Origin of the sequence: Rhodopila sp., from assembly GCF_035548235.1 — a bacterium.
Taxonomy (GTDB): Bacteria; Pseudomonadota; Alphaproteobacteria; order Acetobacterales; family Acetobacteraceae; genus Rhodopila.
The window spans coordinates 19,727-34,679 of sequence record NZ_DASZTJ010000127.1; the positions used below are offsets into that span (position 1 = coordinate 19,727).

At 68.0% G+C, this 14,953-nt stretch carries 13 protein-coding genes, 1 tRNA gene and 1 pseudogene; 4 read left to right on the plus strand and 11 right to left on the minus strand.

The features are described from left to right. Positions 1-16: 16 nt before the first annotated feature. On the minus strand, positions 17-1,219 hold the full coding sequence (locus VHB27_RS11295; protein WP_325600356.1) for an extracellular solute-binding protein: 1,203 nt from the start codon (positions 1,217-1,219) through the stop codon (positions 17-19). A 105-nt stretch (positions 1,220-1,324) separates the two neighbouring features. Here VHB27_RS11295 and VHB27_RS11300 point away from each other — a divergent pair, with 105 nt between their 5' ends. From VHB27_RS11300 to VHB27_RS11310, 3 genes are all read left to right on the plus strand, one after another. Next, entirely contained in the window at positions 1,325-2,353 is a 1,029-nt protein-coding gene (locus tag VHB27_RS11300; protein WP_325600358.1) for a LacI family DNA-binding transcriptional regulator, read from the plus strand. Positions 2,354-2,651: 298 nt separating this feature from the next. Beyond that, positions 2,652-3,284 carry a GxxExxY protein gene (locus VHB27_RS11305; RefSeq protein ID WP_325600407.1) on the plus strand — a complete coding sequence of 211 codons (633 nt, stop codon included), beginning with the start codon at positions 2,652-2,654 and terminating at the stop codon, positions 3,282-3,284. Between the two features lie 393 nt (positions 3,285-3,677). Beyond that, a tRNA-Ala gene (locus VHB27_RS11310) sits at positions 3,678-3,753 on the plus strand. A gap of 46 nt (positions 3,754-3,799) precedes the next feature. Here VHB27_RS11310 and VHB27_RS11315 read toward each other — a convergent pair. The 6 genes and pseudogenes from VHB27_RS11315 to VHB27_RS11335 form a co-directional block, all read right to left on the minus strand. Further along, on the minus strand, positions 3,800-4,663 hold the full coding sequence (locus tag VHB27_RS11315; protein WP_325600360.1) for an NAD(P)-dependent oxidoreductase: 864 nt from the start codon (positions 4,661-4,663) through the stop codon (positions 3,800-3,802). A gap of 93 nt (positions 4,664-4,756) precedes the next feature. Beyond that, positions 4,757-4,957: a cold-shock protein gene (locus VHB27_RS24855; RefSeq protein ID WP_413788624.1), complete on the minus strand. Its 201-nt coding sequence runs from the start codon at positions 4,955-4,957 to the stop codon at positions 4,757-4,759. 192 nt (positions 4,958-5,149) lie between these two features. Further along, a pseudogene (locus tag VHB27_RS24860) lies at positions 5,150-5,545 on the minus strand (cold-shock protein); the annotation flags it as partial. A gap of 164 nt (positions 5,546-5,709) precedes the next feature. Continuing rightward, on the minus strand, positions 5,710-7,005 hold the full coding sequence (gene rmuC / locus VHB27_RS11325; protein ID WP_325600364.1) for a DNA recombination protein RmuC: 1,296 nt from the start codon (positions 7,003-7,005) through the stop codon (positions 5,710-5,712). Positions 7,006-7,009: 4 nt separating this feature from the next. Continuing rightward, positions 7,010-9,052 (minus strand): phosphatidylglycerol lysyltransferase domain-containing protein, encoded by a 2,043-nt coding sequence (locus VHB27_RS11330; RefSeq protein WP_325600366.1) that lies wholly within the window; start codon positions 9,050-9,052, stop codon positions 7,010-7,012. Positions 9,053-9,085: 33 nt separating this feature from the next. Then, positions 9,086-10,675 (minus strand): lysine--tRNA ligase, encoded by a 1,590-nt coding sequence (locus VHB27_RS11335; RefSeq protein ID WP_325600368.1) that lies wholly within the window; start codon positions 10,673-10,675, stop codon positions 9,086-9,088. A 239-nt stretch (positions 10,676-10,914) separates the two neighbouring features. Here VHB27_RS11335 and VHB27_RS11340 point away from each other — a divergent pair, with 239 nt between their 5' ends. Next, a complete protein-coding gene (locus VHB27_RS11340; protein WP_325600370.1) occupies positions 10,915-11,646 on the plus strand; it encodes an SDR family NAD(P)-dependent oxidoreductase in 732 nt (243 codons plus the stop codon). A gap of 20 nt (positions 11,647-11,666) precedes the next feature. On the opposite strand, the gene VHB27_RS11345 is transcribed toward VHB27_RS11340, so the two are convergent. Genes VHB27_RS11345 through VHB27_RS11360 form a run of 4 tightly spaced genes read right to left on the minus strand, consistent with a single transcriptional unit; the run spans position 11,667 to position 14,893 of the window. After that, positions 11,667-11,990: a Rieske (2Fe-2S) protein gene (locus VHB27_RS11345; protein ID WP_325600373.1), complete on the minus strand. Its 324-nt coding sequence runs from the start codon at positions 11,988-11,990 to the stop codon at positions 11,667-11,669. Between the two features lie 20 nt (positions 11,991-12,010). Beyond that, positions 12,011-12,856 (minus strand): ABC transporter permease, encoded by an 846-nt coding sequence (locus VHB27_RS11350; RefSeq protein ID WP_325600375.1) that lies wholly within the window; start codon positions 12,854-12,856, stop codon positions 12,011-12,013. A gap of 6 nt (positions 12,857-12,862) precedes the next feature. Further along, entirely contained in the window at positions 12,863-14,152 is a 1,290-nt protein-coding gene (locus tag VHB27_RS11355) for an amidohydrolase/deacetylase family metallohydrolase (protein WP_325600377.1), read from the minus strand. Positions 14,153-14,173: 21 nt separating this feature from the next. Continuing rightward, positions 14,174-14,893 carry an ABC transporter permease gene (locus VHB27_RS11360; RefSeq protein ID WP_325600379.1) on the minus strand — a complete coding sequence of 240 codons (720 nt, stop codon included), beginning with the start codon at positions 14,891-14,893 and terminating at the stop codon, positions 14,174-14,176. Positions 14,894-14,953: the final 60 nt, after the last annotated feature.

A 14,953-nucleotide genomic window follows, 5' to 3' on the forward strand; every position in this document is an offset into this window, starting at 1 on the left:
GGCTATCGTCCGACCATCACTTGCCCACCCGGGCGCCGACCTGCTTGTCCCAGCGGTCGAAGGCCCACACCATCAACTGGGCGTCCAGCGGCGTCTCCGACGGGACGTCCTTGATCAGCGCGTCGTAGAACGGGCGGTTATAGGCGCCGATCGCGTCCTGGCTGTCCTTGGGCGCCATCGACAGCGGCACGTCCTTGACCGCGGGGCCGGGGTAGAAATAGCCCTTGTCCCAGGTCGTCGCCTGCGCCTTCGGCGTCAGCACATAGGCGATCAGCCGCAGCAGCACCGCCAGCTTGGCGTCCGACACGCCCTTGGGCACCGCCATGTATTGCGCGTCGTTGACCCAGTGGAAGCCCTGGATGGTGCCGACCTCGGCCTCCTTGGGCACCACGCCCAGGACGCGGGGGTTGATGTCCCAGCCGGTCATGGTGGGCGTCATGTCGCGCGAGCCTTCGCCCAGCTCCTTCATCACCGCGCCGGTGCCGGTCGGGTAGTATTCGACGTTCTTGCCGATCTCGACCAGGTACTCCCACGTCTTGGCCCAGCCGTTCTTGGGGTCCTTGGGGTTGGTATCGCCCAGGATGTACGGCAGGCCCATCAGCCAGCAGCGGCCGGGGCCCGAGTTCGCCGGGCGGGCATAGATGAAGCGCTTGGGATGCTGGCGCGTCCAGTCCAACAGCGCCTGCGCCGTCTTGGGCGGGGTCTTCACCATGTCGGGCATGTATTCCAGCAGCGGCCCGCCGGGGCAGAACACCACGCACACCGCCTGCTTCTGCGCCATCCCCTGCATCTTCAGCGCGCCGGGGGAATAGATCGTGCCGAGGTCCGGCAGCACGTCGCCGTAATCGCCGTTGGCGACGGGGATCCACATCTGCTGGTCGATGCCCGCCGACAGCGCGTCGGTGCCGGTCAGCACCAGGTCGATGTCCACCCGGTTCGCCGCCTGCTGCGCCTTGATCTTGCCCGGCAGCTCCGGCGCCGGCGCCTGGCTGTAGGTGATCCTGGACACCAGCTTGGGGTTCGCCTTGACGAACTCGTCCATCGCCCGCTGCGTCAACTGCAATTGGCCGGCGACGTCGACGACGTTCAGCGCGACCGGCGAGGACGGCACGGCCGGGGACGCCGCCCGCGCACGGCGAAGCCCGCCGCCGGCAACCCCCAAACCCGAGGCACCGAGCCCGGCGACGACCAGGCGCCGCGTTGGTTTCAGGATCGACATCGTTTCCTCCTGTTCGTGATTCTCGGCCCCTTCGGACCTGGCTTGTTCGGCTTCGCGCCGGCACGCTAGGCTTGCGTCCGCGACCCGACAACCGAGGAAAACGCCGTGCCCGACGAGACGGGCTTGCCTGCCAGACGATCCGCCTCCGTGAAGATCACCGACGTCGCGGCGGCAGCCGGCGTGGCGCCCATGACCGTCTCGCGCGTCATCAACACGCCCGACCGGGTGTCGCCGGAGACGACCGCGCGCGTGCGCGCCGCGATCGAGCGGCTGGGCTATGTCCCGAACCTGATCGCCGGCGGGCTGTCGTCGCGCAAGTCGCGGATGGTGGCCGCCGTGGTGCCGACGATCGCCCATCCGATGTTCGCCGGCGTCGTGCAGGCGTTCAGCGATTCGATGCGCCAGGCCGGATACCAGGTGATGCTGTCGATCAGCGGCTATGAGGACACCGACGATGAGGCCATGTTCCGCGCCCTGCTGGGACGCCGGCCGGACGCGCTGCTGATCACCGGGTCCGCCTACAGCCCCGCGACCCGCCAGATGCTGCAGGAGGCGCGGATTCCCACGGTCGAGATCTGGGACGTCTCCACCCGGCCGATCGACATGATGATCGGCTTCGACCATGCCCAGGTGGGCGCGGAGGTCGCGTCGTTCCTGCTGGCCAAGGGTCATCGCCGCTTCGCCTCCCTCTCTGCCGGCGACAGCCGCGCGCTGGCCCGTGCTCGGGGCTTCCGGGAGCGGCTGGCGGCGGAGGGGTTGGGCCTGGTGGCCGAGGACATCGCACCCGCGCCCAGCACCATCGGCGCCGGCCGAGCGTGGCTGCGCCGGGTCGCGCAGGGGGTGGGGGAGAAGCGGTGCGCGGTGCTGTGCAGCTCTGACCTGATGGCGTTCGGGGTGCTGACCGAGGCCTTGGCGCGCGGCCTGGCGGTACCCGGGACGCTGGCGATCTGCGGCTTCGGCAATTTCGAGCTGGGGGCGATGTGCGAGCCCGCGATCACCACGGTGAACCTGGAAGGGCCGGGCACGGGGCGGGAGGCGGCGTCGTTCCTGCTGCGCCGCCTGGCCGGCGAGGCATCGACCGTCGCCGATCGGGTCAAGGTGCCGTTCCAGATCATCGAGCGAGCGACCACCTGAGTGCGTTTCCCCGGATTTGATGCAGCCGATTTTCGCCCGTCGTCCCGTGGTTCGGGGATCGGTTATGGTAGCGTTATCATCTAACGGTGGCTGTGGGGCGCTGTCAACCGGATTGGGGTGCTTGTGCTGGGTGGTGGGTTGGGTTTGATGTCCTATTGGGTTGGGAAGTGGGTGGTCCGTTAACGGAATGGAAGGGACCGTGCGGGCGGGTAAGGAAAATGGAACCGCAAAGCACGCCGAACACGCAAATGGATGACTGTCGGGATCGGCTTGATGCCCTGTCCAGGCAGATCATTGGCTGCGCCCTGACGGTGATGCGTACCCTGGGGACCGGGTTCCTCGAAAAAAAGTCTATAAGAACGCTTTGGTGCACGCGTTGCGCAAAGCAGGGATCACGGTCGCGCAGCAACACCGCATGGTCGTTCGCTACGATGATGTCGTGGTCGGGGATTACACCGTAGACCTGCTGGTGGAGAACATCGTTCTGGTGGAATTGAAGGTCACCAAGGTGACCGACGACATCCATCGGGCGCAGTGCCTGACTTATCTCAAGGCCACGGGCCTGCGCCTGTGCCGACGGCTCAATTTCGGCAAGCTTCGCCTCGAGACCAAGCGATTGGTCCGGGACTTCCAAGGCCGTCAGCGGACTTTGCGTGTTCGGCGTGCTTTGCGGTTCCATTTCCATGGGACCACCTGCCCTGCCGCCAGCCCTTCCACCATCGGGCGGTGCCTGAATCATCTGAAAACCACGGGCCTGCGCCTGTGCCTGCCGCGCAATTCGGCAAGCTTCGCCTCGAGATCAAGCGAATGGCCCGGGACTTCCAAGGTCCTCAGCGGACTTTGCGTGTTCGGCGTGCTTTGCGGTTCCATTTCCATGGGACCACCTGCCCCGCTGCCGACCCTTCCATCATCGGGCGCAGCGCCTGAATGACCTGAAAGCCGCGATTGAAAACCACAGGCCCGTGCCTACGGCTCGATTTCGGCAAGCTTCGCCTCGAGACCCAGCGAATGGTCCGGGACCTCTAAAGCAGTCGGCGGACTTTGCGTGCTCGGCGTGCTTTGCGGTTCCATTTCCATGCGCCCCCCTGTTCCATGCGCCCCCTGCCCCGCCGGCAGCCCACCCACCCAGCGGATCCCCGACGGACCGACCTGCACAACCCGTCAGCGGTGCCAGCCAGGCGAATGACCGCCTTGATGATCGCGTGCTCCGCGGCCAGCAGCACGCCACGGGTCGGGCGCCGAAATTCAAACCGAGACACGACCACTTCGCCGCTTGACTTCCGGGGGCGCTGCCATCAATAAGCGCGCCTCGCGACACGGCGATGGGGCTGTAGCTCAGTTGGGAGAGCGCCTCGTTCGCAATGAGGAGGTCAGGGGTTCGATTCCCCTCAGCTCCACCATCCCGGTCCGGCTTTCCGTTTTCCGCACTGCGACCGGCAAGAAGGCTCAGCCCTTCCCGCCCGCTTTCTCGCAGAACGCGTTCAGCGCCGCCGTCTCGGCGTTCGGCCCCTCGAAATCCGCCGCGATGGCGCGATAGAGGTCCGCGGCCGCCGTATAGAACCCCGAACCGGGCCGGTCAGGGCCGATGAAGGCGGCGATCTCCTCCATCTCCGCCACCCAGCGATAGGCCTTGCTGTGCATCTTCGGCATCTGGGTGGTCAGCCATTGCAGCAGCGCCTTCTGGCTGACGCCCATTTCCGCGATCAGCGCATCGGCGGTGCCGGCGCGGGTCGCGGCCAGCATCATGGCGGCGCCCAACGCGGTGAAGCCCTTGGTGATCCCGGCATAGGACATCTTCATCGCCGAAGCGGCACCGACCGGCCCCGGCTGCACCGGCGTCGACAGCCCGTAATCGCCCAGCACCGCGACCCGCGCCGCGTCGGGGCCCGACAGGTAAAGCCGGGTCTTGCTCGAATCGGGATCGGGCGGCGGACCGATGATGCCGCCATCGACGAAGACGCCCCCTGCCTCCCGCACCACCCGGTCGATGCGCAGGACCGTGTCGGGGCTGACCGCGTTGCAGTCGACATAGACCGGCTTGCGGGACGCCGCGCGGATCGCCGGTGCCAACTGCTCCGCCAGCCCCAGCGCCTCACCGGGCGGGACGATCGACAGGATGATGTCGCATGCCGCGATCTCGGCCGGCGTCGCGTCGGCCATGCCCGCGGCCCTGGCGCGCTTCAGGCTGGCGTCGGATCGGCCCGCGAGCAGGCTGCGGACAACGAGGCCATGCTGGGTGAGGCGTGCGGCCACGGCGCTGCCCATCATGCCGGGCGCGATGACGGCGACGGTTGGTTTGGTTGCTGCCATGCCTGGAACTCCCGCTGCTCGTGTTGAAACGAAAAGACCCGACCCGGCGTGAGCCGTGTCGGGTCCCTCAACGCCGAAGGATCGACGCGCGCGTCAGTCGGTGCGGATCGACGCGGCTTCCGGACCCTTGGCGCCCTGGACGACGTCCATCCAGATGGTCTGGCCCTCGGACAACTGCATCACGCCGGCCCGCTGCAGGGCGGAGGCATGGACGAACACGTCCTTCCCGCCTTCAGCCGGGGCGACGAAGCCGAAGCCCTTGGTGGCGTTGTACCACTTGACGGTGCCCTGCATTTCGACGGACGGGCCAGTCGGCGCACCACGGCGCGGACCGCCGCCGCCACCACCGCCACCACCGAAGCCGCCCGGACCACGCGGCGCACCACGGCCGGCGCTGGGGGTCGCCGTGCTTTCGTCGACCGACAGGACCTCGGAGACCTGGCGGCCCTTCTGGCCCTGACCGATACGCACGCGCAGCGTCGCACCGGGGCTGACGGCACTGTGGCCGGATTGGTTCAGCGTGTTGGCGTGCAGGAACGCATCGCCGGACCCGTCGGACAGCGCCACGAAGCCGAACCCCTTTTCCGGGTTGAACCACTTCACGGTCGCGTCGTGTTCGGGGCCAAAACCCGCGGAAGAGGGCCAGGACGGTGGCGTCCGCGGCATGTCGCCCGGCGGAGCACGATCGTAGGCGAAGTCATCATCGAAGCCGCGCCGCCGGCTGGGGCGTCCGCGGCCGCGGTTGGTCATGTTCAAGAGAAGGTCGTCCCTATCATCAATACGCGTTGGTCGAAGCGGTCGAAGCCTTCCAGTGCTTCCCCCGCCGGTTTGCTCCCGCTTGCGCGTGCCAACCAAGGGTAGCATAGCAAGCTTTGGCAGCATTGCATACTGTTCATGGTCCGCCACGTCCGGTCTAACAGACTATAGTGAGAGAACGGCCTTTCGCCCATAGAGATTCGGCAAAAAACGCCGCTCCTCCCCAATATCCTCGCGATTCCGGTCGGGCTCCGGGCCGACAGATCGAGCGTTTACCGAAAGAAATGGCTTTAGTCATCTGAAATCGCGTCGGTTTCGTCGGAATTACCGCTCGGCGGCTCCGTTTCAAGCTCCAGCAGCGCCGAAGCTTTCTCCGCCTCCACCTGCTCCACCCCTCGCAATTTCCGCCCCACCGCTCGGGTGCGCACCCGCGCACGCTCAATCGTCGCGGATACGAATCCAACCTGCTTGCTGAGGCGGCCCAGCACGTCGTCCATCTTCAGCATCTCGGTGCGCGTGGCGCCGAGCAGGTCGCGGATCTGGTCGGCTTTGTGCTCCAGGGCCAGGGTGACGAAGCCGAGATGGATCGTGCGCAGCAGCGCCGGGAACAATGTCGGGCCCATCACCAGGACACGGCAGTCGCGGCCGATCTCATCGACCAGGCCTGGGATGCGCGCGACCTCGGCATACAGCGCGTCGGTCGGCAGGTAGAGCACCGCGAACTCCACCGTCGCCGGCGGAACGATGTATTTGGCGGCGATCTTCCGAGCCTCGTCCCGGATGCGGCGTTCCAGTGCCCTGGCGGCGGTGCGTTCGGCTTCCAGGTCGCCGGCTTCCGAGGCGGCCAGCAGCCGCTCGTAATCCTCGACGGGGAACTTGGCGTCGATCGGCAGGACCGGGCGGACGTCGCCGCGCATCGGCATGATGACGGCGAACTCCACCGCCTCGTCGCTGTCGGGGCGGACGCGGCGATTCGTTTCGTAGGCGCCGGGCGGCAGGATGTCGTCCAGCATGGCGCGGACCTGGGTCTCGCCCCAGCCACCGCGCGTCTTCACGTTGCTGAACAGGCGGCGGATGTCGCCGATCTGCGCCGTCACCGCCTGGACGTCGCCCATCGCCTTCTGCACGGCGGTGAACTGGTCGATCACCCGGTTGAAGCTCTCGCCCATCTGCTTCTCGACCGCGGCGTGTAGCTGTTCGTTCACGGTCTTCTGGATCTCGGCCAGGCGCTGGTCGTTGCTTTCGCGCAACTCCTTCAGCTTGGCGTCCAGCAGTTGCCGTACCGTTTCAAACTGCTCCGCCGTCCGGCCGGCGCTGCGCAGTTGCCCTTCGGCCAGCGCCGTGCGCACTTGTTCCGCCGAGATATCGAGTCCACCCCGCAACGACCCCATCCGTTCGGCCTGCGCCGTTTCCATCGCGCGCAGCGTGGCCCGGGTGGTTTCCGCCTCTGCGCGCAGCGATGCCTGGGTCTGTTCCAGCAACAGCCGCGCCACCTGCGCGCCGCGCGCCTGGCGGACGCACAGGATGCAGGCGATCGCCGCGACCAGCACCGCCAGCGCCGCGGTCAGCGGCAGCAGCGTCTCCACCCGCTCAGACCGACACTGGCGTCACGGCGCGGTCCTTCACCAGCTTCGGCAGGATGGGCAGCAGCAGGTTCAGGTCGCGTTCGGCCTGGCAGACCAGGTAGTGCCGGGCAGGCAGGGTATCGCCCTGGGATTCGGCGGCGGGCAGGCCGTCTTCGTCCAGCGGCAGCGCGGTCAGGCCCAGATCGCCGTAGATTTTCAGCAGGTCCGGTCCGGCACGCCAGACGGCGGCGTCCAGGCCCTCCTGCCGCGCCAGGTCGCGCAGGCGCCAGATGGCGGAGACGCGGTCGCTTTCCTCGCCGGACGGATCGCCCAGGCCCAGCAGCACCCGGCCGCAACGGCGGAACGGCAGCGCGGCCTTCTCGGCTTCGCCCATGACCACCCCCTCGGCGCCGGCGGTCGCCGCCGTATCGGGCTGGGCGCCCAGGTTGCGCAGCATCCGCAGCGCTTCCTGGTCCCAGGGGATGAAGCTGACCCGGCTGGGCCGCAGCAGCAGCCACATCGCCGTCAGCCCCAGCAGGACGGCGATGCCGACGGCCAGGCGCACGCTGTTGGGTACCTCCCGCGACAGGATGACGGCCCAAAAGGCGTTGTTGTGCAGCGCATGCGTATGGGGACGCGTCACCGCCAACGCCAGCAGGCATACCACCAGCACGATCAGCGACATGGCGCTGCTGGGATCGAACGGACCGGCCAGCAGCCTGGGATGGCGATAGAAACAGGCACGAAACGGCGCCAGCAGCAGGGTCGTCAGGGCCAGGATGCCGACGACCCACAGCCGGTTCGCCTGGGTCGCGGCGAAGGCCGCTCCGGCGACCAGCAGCAGGATCGTCAGGGTCCAGGCCAGGTTGACCCGGTGCGACAAGCCGATCGCCATCAGCACGAGGCCCGCGCCGATCAAGGACGGCACGAACTGCCCCGCCTGGCTCGCGAGGTCGCCGTAATCGGGGTCGATCCAACTGAAATCGCTCTGCGGCGTCAGCACGCCCAGCCCCAGCATCAGCACGCCGCACAGCCCGACCGCGCCGGTGGTGGCGGTGACGGCGAAGTCCGGCTCGCTCCAGCGCCCCATCGCCTGGATCGCCGGCAGGCGGCCGACATGCCGCAGGATCCCGCCGCCACGCAGCAGGATCTCGTTCCCGGCGAACAGCGAACCGGCGAGGAAGAGCGGGATGACGTAGTAGTAGAGGCGGAACACCAGGATCGCGCCGACGATGTGCGGCGCGCTGAAATACGGCTCCAGCCCGAACAGCATCGCGGTGTCGAAGACGCCGATCCCGCCCGGCAGGTTGGCGGCCAGGCCGGCGCTGTAGCACGACAGGTAGATACCCAGGAACACGAGCCAGTGCAGGCCATGCGCCGGCGGCAGCAGGGCATAGAAGATGGTGGCCGTCGTGGCGACGTCGATGGTGGCGAGCAGGACCTGGACGATCGCCATCCGCCAGCCCGGCAACTCGATCGCATGGCCGAACACGCGGAAGGTGCCGAGGATGCGCGACAGGGTGACGTAGCCCAGGACGATGACCCAGAGCAGCGCACCCACGCCGTACAGCGCGGCCCGCGGCAAGTGCTGGCCGAAGAACGGCACGCTGCCCGGCTCGACGAACAGTATGGCGCCGCCCAGCACCATGCCGCCGAGGCCGAAGGTCAGGCTGCAGAAGGCGACGGTCTTGCCGATCTGCAGCGGCGTCAGCCCCCAATGCGCGTAGAGCCGGTATCGGACCGCCGCGCCGGACACCGCGGCGAAGCCAAGGTTGTGCGACAGCGCATAGGCACAGAACGATGCAAAGGCGACGCGGCCATAGGAGACCTTGTGGCCGGCATAGATCGTCCCCAGCCGGTCGTAGAAGGTCAGGATGAAATAGGACAGGATGGTCCAGGCGAAGGCGAACGCCAGCGCGGCGTGGGGGATCGCCTCCAGCGCATGGCCGATGTCCTTGAGCTGAAGGTGCCGGAACTCCCGCTGCACCACGTAGACGGCGCCGACCAGCAGGGCCAGGCCCAGCACGGCGGGAAGGTGGCGCGCGAGCCGTTTGAGACTGTCAACCACGCCGGTTGCCCCCTCGATCGGGACTGGTCATGGTCAGGCCGCGTCCGCCTTGCGGGCCAGCGCCGAACGGATCAGCGCGATGGTCTCCGCCACGCCGTACAGCGCCACGAAGCCGCCGAAGCGCGGTCCCTCCTGCTGACCCAGAAGGATTTGGTACAAGGCGCCGAACCAGGAGCGGAGATCGGGGAACGGGTGGCGCTTGCCGACCTCGAAGACGACGTTCTGGATGGCCTCGGCCGAGCTGTCGTCGATGCCCGCCAGCGTGTCCGCCAGGTCGGCAAGCGCCTCCCGCTCCATCGGGGTGGGATCGCGGTAGTGCTTCTCGGGCCGCACGAAGTCCCGGTAATAGGCGATCGCGCGATCCACCAGCTTTGCCAGGAAGGGCTGCGTTTCGGGACTGGCGCCGGGGACGTAGCGGCGGAGGAAGCCCCACAGGATCTCCGGCTGTTCGGCGTTCACGACGCTGGCGAGGTTCAGCAGCATGGTGAACGGCACCGGGCTGGGGCCGTGGTTCGGCGCGCGGCCGGCATGGATGTGCCAGGCCGGGTTGGCCGGCTTCTCGGCGTCCGGCTGCGCCAGCAGCTTGTCGAGGTTGGCCCCGTACTCGTCCACCGCGCGGGGGATCACGTCGAAATAGAGCCGCTTGGCCCGCTGCGGCTGGTTGTACATGAACTGTGCCAGGGATTCGGGCGGGGCGTAGGTCAGCCATTCGTCGACCGACAGGCCGTTGCCCTTGGACTTGCTGATCTTCTGGCCGTCCTTGTCCAGGAACAGCTCATACGTGAAGGTCTCGGGCGGCGGGGCGCCCAGGATGCGGCAGATCCTGGACGACAGCTTCACCGAATCGATCAGGTCCTTGCCCGACATCTCGTAATCGACGCCGAGGGCGTACCACCGCATCGCCCAGTCGGCCTTCCACTGCAGCTTGGCATGGCCGCCCTTGACCGACGTGGTGAACGTCTCCCCCGTCGCCGGATCGTCCCACGTGACCGTGCCGGCGGCCGCATCGATCGCCTTCATCGGCACCTGCATCACGATGCCGCTCACCGGGTGGATCGGCAGGATCGGCGAATAGGTCGCCTTCCGCTCCGCCCCCAGGGTCGGCAGGATCACCGCCATGACCGCGTCGTAGCATGCCAGGATCCGCACCAGCGCGGCGTCGAAGCGCCCGGCCTTGTAGTAGTCGGTGGAGGACGCGAACTCGTATTCGAACCCGAACGAGTCGAGGAACGCGCGCAGCCTTGCGTTGTTGTGCGCGCCGAAGCTGTCATGGGTGCCGAACGGGTCGGGGATCTGCGTCAGCGGCTTGCCGAGGAACGGCGCCAGCATCGGCCGGTTCGGGATGTTGTCGGGGACCTTGCGCAGCCCGTCCATGTCGTCGCTGAACGCCAGCAGCTTCGACGGCTTGCCCGTCAGGTCGGTGAACGCCTTGCGCACCCAAGAGGTCCGGGCGACCTCCCCGAACGTGCCGATATGCGGCAGGCCGGAGGGGCCATAGCCGGTTTCGAACAAGGCATGATCCTTGCCGGACGCCTGAAGACGCTGGGCGACCTTGCGCGCTTCCTCGAACGGCCAGGCCTTCGGCAGTGTGGCCGGCTCACTGTTGCGGACTGTATCGGACATGGCGCGAAGCTATGGATGGGGATGCGCAAGGTCAATCAGAACCGCAAACGGCGTCGTCATGGACAGGGTTGCACGCACGCGCGATGCTTCGGCGGCCGCGTGCGACGGCCGATAACGCCCGGTCGTCCAAGACCGTTGCCGGGGACTATACCCAGGGGCCTATACCCAGGGGCCTATACCCAGGGGACTATACCCAGGAGGCCCATACCCAGGGGCCCGCATAACAGGAGGAACCACCGATGATCCCTTTGCCGCAACCCTTGTCCCTGGACGGCAAGCGCGTCCTGCTGACCGGCGCCGCCAGCGGGATCGGCCGCGCGGCCGCCTCGGTGCTGAAAAGCATGGGGGCCCAGCTTCTGATCACCGACCGGTCCGACCTCGCCGCGGTGAAGTCCGAGCTGGGGAGCGGCTGCGAGGCGGTGGAAGGCGACCTGACGGACGACGCGTTCCTGGCCGGACTGTTCTCAGGCGCTCCGCTCCAGGCCGTCGCCCATTGCGCCGGGATCATCAACGCCCGGCCGTGGCGGGAGGATGAGAAATGGCACGAACGGTTCCACCGCGTCATGGACGTGAACGTCCGGGTGCCGCTGCAACTCGGGGCGGCGGCGATCGACCACATGGCGGCGCATGGCGGAGGCAACCTGGTGCTGGTCGGTTCGGTCGCGGGCCGGACGGGCGGCACCTCCCCGACGACGCCGCCGGACTATGCGGCGTCCAAGGGCGGCGTGCACACGCTGGTCAAATGGCTGTCGCGCAACGCCGTCGGGCGCGGGGTGCTGGTGAACGCGGTCGCGCCGGGGCCGGTGGAGACGCCGATGACGCGCGGCTTCACCCTGGGCCCGACCCTGCCCATGGGCCGCATCGGCCGGGCGGAGGAACTGGCCTGGCCGATCGCGTTCCTCTGCACCGCGGCGGCCAGCTACATGTCCGGCGCGATCCTGGACGTGAACGGCGGCGCGTTCGTGGGGTGAACGAGGACCGGAAGGCGTCCTCACCCTTCCATCCAGACGCCCCCTTCCTCCACCCGAAGCGGGACCCGCGTCAGCCGGTCCCCCTCACACGGACCTTGCGTGCAGACGCCCGTTTCCAGCTCGAACAACGCATGGTGGCCGGTGCAGCGGAGGAAGCGGGCGTCGCGGGTCAGCAGCCGCGCCGGCTCCCAGTCCAGTTCGATGCCCATGTGCGGACAGGCGTTGCGGTAGCCGATGATGGCACCGTCCGTCTGCCGCAACAGGATGACGGACGACGTCTGCGACAGCCACACCAGGGTCGCGCGGCCCGGTTGCACCGCCTCGGCGTCGCAAAGGCGTGTCACGGGGCGTGTCACGGGGCGCGTCACAGGAAGCCGCTGCTTTCGATCGGCGCGCCGTACCAGCGCCGCACCAGGTATTCGCCCAGCGCCACCGCGCCGTAGACCAGCAGGCCGACGACGCACAGCAGGCCGATCGCCGCGAAGGTCAGCGCCGTCTGCGCGCCCGAGGATGCGAACATGATGATGTAGCCCAGCCCTTCCTGCGCGGTGACGAACTCGCCGATCACCACGCCGATGATCGCCGCGGTCGCGCCGACCTTCAAGCCGGTGAAGATGTGCGGGATCGCGTACGGCAGGCGGACGCGCAGGAAGGCCTGCCACCGGCTCGCCGTCAGCGACTCGCACAGCCGGATCGCGTTGCGGTCCGCCGCCCGGAAGCCCGTCGCCGCCGAGACCGCGATCGGAAAGAACGAGAGGAACACCGCGAACGCGAGGCGGGAGCCGGGTCCCATCCCGAACCAGATGATGAACAGCGGCGCGACCGCGACTTTCGGGATCAGTTGGAAGGTCAGGACATGCGGCCAGATCGCCTGCTCCACCCGGCGCGACATGACCAGCGCGCCGCCCAGGACGATGCCCAGGCCGGCCGCCATCAGGAAGCCCACGACCGTGTCGACCAGCGTCGGCCAGGTCTGGGCCAGCAGGATCGGCCAGGCCTGGTCCAGGATCGCCCAGACGTCGCTGGGCGGCACCAGCAGCATCGGCGACACCGCCAGCCGCACCGTCAGCACCTGCCAGGCCAGCAGCGCCGCGGCGGCGAAGGCCAGCGGCAGCACGATCCGCCGCCACGGCACCGACCGCGCCCAACCCGGCAACCGAGCGGGGTTCGGGGCGGGGCGGGCAGCGGCGATCGGCTGGCTGACCGACACCGGGCGTCAGGCGGCGAGTTGCTGCAGGTCCGGCAGCAGCGGGCTGTCGGCGGTCACCACCTTGCCGGCACGCACGACGTTTTCCGGATGCAGAAGCTGGTGCGTGACGACTGCAACACCGTTCGAGTCCCGCAGCGTCCACTCGCCTTCCAGCACCCGGAAGATCGAGACATCCGCGTCCATGCCGGGCTTCAGCGCGCCGATCGTGTCTTCCATCCGCAGCAGCTTCGCGGCGTTGGACGTTGCCATTGCAACGACCTTGGGCAGCGGCACGCCCAGCGCCATCAGCTCCGACATCGTGTGGTGGATGCCATAGGGGGTGGAGAACGGCAGGGACGCGTCCTCGGGCGGTTCCATCTCTTCCGTGTCGGTGAACATGCCGCGATACCAGCGGCCGCCGTCGGGGAACTTGATGTTGTAGCCGTGCAGGTCGGCGCCCAGCGTCGTCGGCAGGATGCCGGCGCCGATCACCGCGCGGGCGTTGTCGAAGCTGAAATGCGCGCCGCGGCCGACATCGATGGTGACGCCCTTGGCCAGCGCCTCGTGCACCAGCGGGTGGATCGTTCCGTCGGCGGACACGAACCCGGACGGGTAGCGCGTGAACGGATGCGCCAGCACGTCGCCGGCGTCCAGCAGCGGCACCACCTGCTCGATGATCGTCTGCGGATCGACGCTGGTGCCTTCCTTCTGCGGCCAGAGCGTGCCCAGGTGCACATAGACCGGCAGCCCAAGCTCGCGGCTGGCCTGCTTCGCCATCTTCAGCGCCTCGATCCCCCAGCGGGAGAACCCGCCCGGTTCGGCATGCGCCTTGATCCCCTTGACCAGGTCGAGGTTTTCCCGCGCGGTCTTGACGATCGCGGCGACGTTGATGCCGGTGGGGCCGTAGAGGTCGACGTATTTGTGGCCCAGCAGGCCGCCCGCGAGATAGGTCGAAATGAAAGCAAGCACCCGGGACTGCGCCGGCGCGGCGACGAACTGCTTGAACCCGGCAAAGGTCAGCGCGGAGGCGCCGCCCTGGTCCACCACCGTCGTCACCCCGCCGCGGACGCCGACCAGGTCGGCGTTCAGGCCGAAATCGCCGGTGACATGCTCATAGATGTGGGCATGGGTGTCGATCAGGCCCGGCGTGACGACCATGCCCTTGACGTCCGTCACCGTCGTCTTGGGTCCGGCGGCCAGGTCGGGCCCGACGGCGGCGATCTTTCCGTCGGCCACCGCGACGTCCAGGATCGCATCCGTGTCCGTCGCCGGGTCGATGACCCGCCCGCCTTTCAGAACGATGTCATAATCAGTCATGAAGAGGCCTCCGTGAGAGTGTCATCCCCGCCACGCCTTGCGCACGCGGGTTTCCAGGTACGCGATGACGCCGTATTGCGCGAGACCGATCACGCACAGCACCAACAACGCCGCAAAAATCCTCGCAGTTTCCGCTCGGGATCCAGCGAGCAGGATGTAGCTGCCGATGCCGCGCTTGGATGAGATGAACTCACCGATGATGATGCCGATCACCGACAGCGTGGCGGCGACTTTCAGGCCGCTGAAGAAGAACGGCAAGGCGTAGGGGACTTGGACCTGCCGGAAGATCTGGCTGCGCGTCGCGGTCAGCGACCGGCACAGGCGGATGACGTTCGGATTGGTGTCCAAAAGCCCGGTCAGCGTGCCGATGGCGACCGGGAAGAAGCTGATGAAGACGGAAAACGTCAGCCGCGACGGCGCATCGATGCCCAGCCAGATGACGAACAGCGGCGCCAGCGCGATCTTCGGGATAAGCTGGAACGCGACAAGGTTCGGATAGAGGATGTCGCGCAGCAGCGGCGAAGACGCCAGCATCGCCGCCACGCCGCCGCCCAGCACGGCCGACAGGGCGCAGGCCGCGAACGATTCGACGCCGGTATAGACGGACTCCCGCAGCAGGTCGGGCCAGGCGATGGCCAGTTGGTGCAGGACGTCCGTCGGCGCGGGCAGGATGACCGGCTGGATCGACCAGATCCGCGTCGCCGCCTGCCAGACGACCAGCAGGACGATCGCGGTGGCCACCGGCAGGACGACGGCCAGCGCCCGTTCCTTTCTGATTCCGTCGGGCCTGATTGCGCCAGA

Bases quoted from the DNA above. Each gene is read 5' to 3' on its own strand.
- VHB27_RS11295 (WP_325600356.1), bottom strand. From the start codon at position 1,219: ATGTCGATCCTGAAACCAACGCGGCGCCTGGTCGTCGCCGGGCTCGGT.
- VHB27_RS11315 (WP_325600360.1), bottom strand. From the start codon at position 4,663: ATGGCAGCAACCAAACCAACCGTCGCCGTCATCGCGCCCGGCATGATG.
- VHB27_RS24855 (WP_413788624.1), bottom strand. From the start codon at position 4,957: ATGCAGGGCACCGTCAAGTGGTACAACGCCACCAAGGGCTTCGGCTTC.
- VHB27_RS11335 (WP_325600368.1), bottom strand. From the start codon at position 10,675: ATGTCCGATACAGTCCGCAACAGTGAGCCGGCCACACTGCCGAAGGCC.
- VHB27_RS11340 (WP_325600370.1), top strand. From the start codon at position 10,915: ATGATCCCTTTGCCGCAACCCTTGTCCCTGGACGGCAAGCGCGTCCTG.
- VHB27_RS11355 (WP_325600377.1), bottom strand. From the start codon at position 14,152: ATGACTGATTATGACATCGTTCTGAAAGGCGGGCGGGTCATCGACCCG.